The organism is Aromatoleum toluolicum, from assembly GCF_012911005.2.
Classification (GTDB): Bacteria; Pseudomonadota; Gammaproteobacteria; order Burkholderiales; family Rhodocyclaceae; genus Aromatoleum; species Aromatoleum toluolicum.
Map to the genome: position 1 here is coordinate 1 of NZ_WTVS01000167.1, position 2,048 is coordinate 2,048.

Consider the following 2,048-nt stretch of genomic DNA (forward strand, 5'->3'; position numbering starts at 1 on the left):
ACACAAAACGGCTTCACCACGCTGCTGCAGGACCGCGGCTTCGTGAGCCTGACACTGAAGACGACCTTCTGAGGAGGAGGACCCCCATGAAACTCACCCAAACCCTGCTGTCGGCGGCGCTCGCGCTCGCCCTGAGCGGTGCGGCCGTGGCCGCGATCACGCCCGAAGAGGCGAAGAAGCTCGGCACCACGCTCACCGCGGTCGGTGCCGAGAAGGCCGGCAACAAGGACGGCACCATCCCCGACTACACCGGCGGGCTCACCACCGCCCCGGCGGGCTTCAAACCGGGCGACGGCATCCGCCCGAACCCCTTCGCCAGCGAGAAGCCGCGCCTCGTGATCGACGCCAAGAACCTCGCGCAGCACGCCGACAAGCTCACCGAAGGGACCAAGGCGCTGCTGCAGAAGTACCCCACGTTCCGCGTCGACGTGTACCCGACGCACCGCAGCGTCGCCTTCCCCAAGTTCGTCGCCGACAACACCGCGAAGATCGCGACGCAGGCCAAGACCAACAACGACGGGCGCTCGATCGAAGGCGCACACGCCGGCTTCCCGTTCCCGGTCCCCAAGACCGGCTATGAAGCGATGTGGAACCACCTGGTGCGCTACAACGGCCAGGCCTACGAGGTGAAGTACCGCAACCTCAACGTCGATGCGAGCGGCCGCACGACGCTCGCCACCGAAGGCATGAATGTCCAGGAGTTCCCGTTCTGGGACGCGAGTAAAACCTCGGCCGAGACCTACTGGCGCATCAAGAACACCTACACCGGCCCGGCGCGCCGGGCGGGCGAGGCGCTGCTGATCGTCGATCCGCTCGACATCGGCAACAAGGACCGCCGCGCGTGGACCTACCTGCCGGGGCAGCGGCGCGTGAAGGTCGCACCGGATCTCTCGCACGACACGCCCAACCCGGGCACGGCCGGGGGCAACACCTTCGACGACATCTTCATCTTCACCGGTTCGATGGACCGCTTCGACTTCAAGCTCGTGGGCAAGAAGGAGATATACGTGCCGTACAACGCCTACAGCGCGGTGTATCAGGCCAAGCAGGACGATCTCTTGAAGCCCAACCACCTCAACCCGGACCTCGTGCGCTGGGAGCTGCACCGCGTGTGGGTGGTGGAAGCGACGCTGCGCGAAGGCAAGCGCCACGTGTATAGCAAGCGCACCTTCTACCTCGACGAGGACTCGTGGGCGGCGCTCGCCTCCGACCAGTACGACGCCCGCGGCCAGCTCTACCGCGCCGGCTTCGCCTACATGGCCCCGAGCTACGACCTGCCGGCGCCCTACACCGACATGTTCGGGCATTACGACCTGGTCGCGGGCATCTACTCGCTGACCGGCTTCAGTGCCGAGACCGGTGGCATGCGCCAGTCCAAGCCGCTGACCGACCGCGACTGGTCGCCCGATTCGCTCGCCGGTTCGGGTATCCGGTAAGGCAATCGGCTCAGCGGGCGGGTGTGATCGCGGGCGGAGAATGCCCGGCGTCCCCGCTCGCGACGGACAAGAAGAGTTCCCCTCCCCGGGGCCCGGCGCGACGAAGGTTTGATCGCGCCGGGCAACCCGGCCCCAACAGAGGAAAAGCGATGAACGTGCACCGAATCTGTGGAGCACTGGCGGCGTTCGCGCTGCTGATTCCGGCTGGCGCCCCCGCGGCCGGTTTCCAGGATGTGCTCGATGCGCCGGCGATGGCGAGCGAGCTGGCGGCCAGGGGCCTGATCAACGGCCTGGCGTTGGCGGGACAGCGGGTGGTCGGCGTGGGCCAGCGCGGCCACGTGGTGTACTCGGACGACCAGGGCCAGAGCTGGCGCCAGGCGAAGGTGCCGGTGAGCTCGGACCTCGTCGCCGTGAGCTTCCCGACGCCGCAGAAGGGCTGGGCGGTGGGTCACGACGGCGTCGTGCTGCACTCGAGCGACGCCGGTGCGACCTGGACCAAGCAGCTCGACGGCCGCGCGCTCGGCGAGCGGATGGTGGCGTACTACAAGACCCGGACGGGCGACGACGCGGCGAAATGGGTCGCCGAGGCCGAGCGCTTCGCCGCGCAGGGCG

At 68.1% G+C, this 2,048-nt stretch carries 2 protein-coding genes; both read left to right on the forward strand.

What is annotated here, in order from left to right; genetic code table 11:
- Positions 1-86: 86 nt before the first annotated feature.
- A complete protein-coding gene (locus GPA27_RS28160) occupies positions 87-1,436 on the forward strand; it encodes a DUF1329 domain-containing protein (RefSeq protein WP_169143712.1) in 1,350 nt (449 codons plus the stop codon).
- 149 nt (positions 1,437-1,585) lie between these two features.
- On the forward strand, positions 1,586-2,048 hold a 463-nt coding region (locus tag GPA27_RS28165), incomplete at its 3' end, for a WD40/YVTN/BNR-like repeat-containing protein (RefSeq protein WP_246261540.1).

What these genes read in the sequence shown, in the direction of transcription:
- GPA27_RS28160 (WP_169143712.1), top strand. Translation starts at nt 87, where the DNA reads ATGAAACTCACCCAAACCCTGCTGTCGGCGGCGCTCGCGCTCGCCCTG.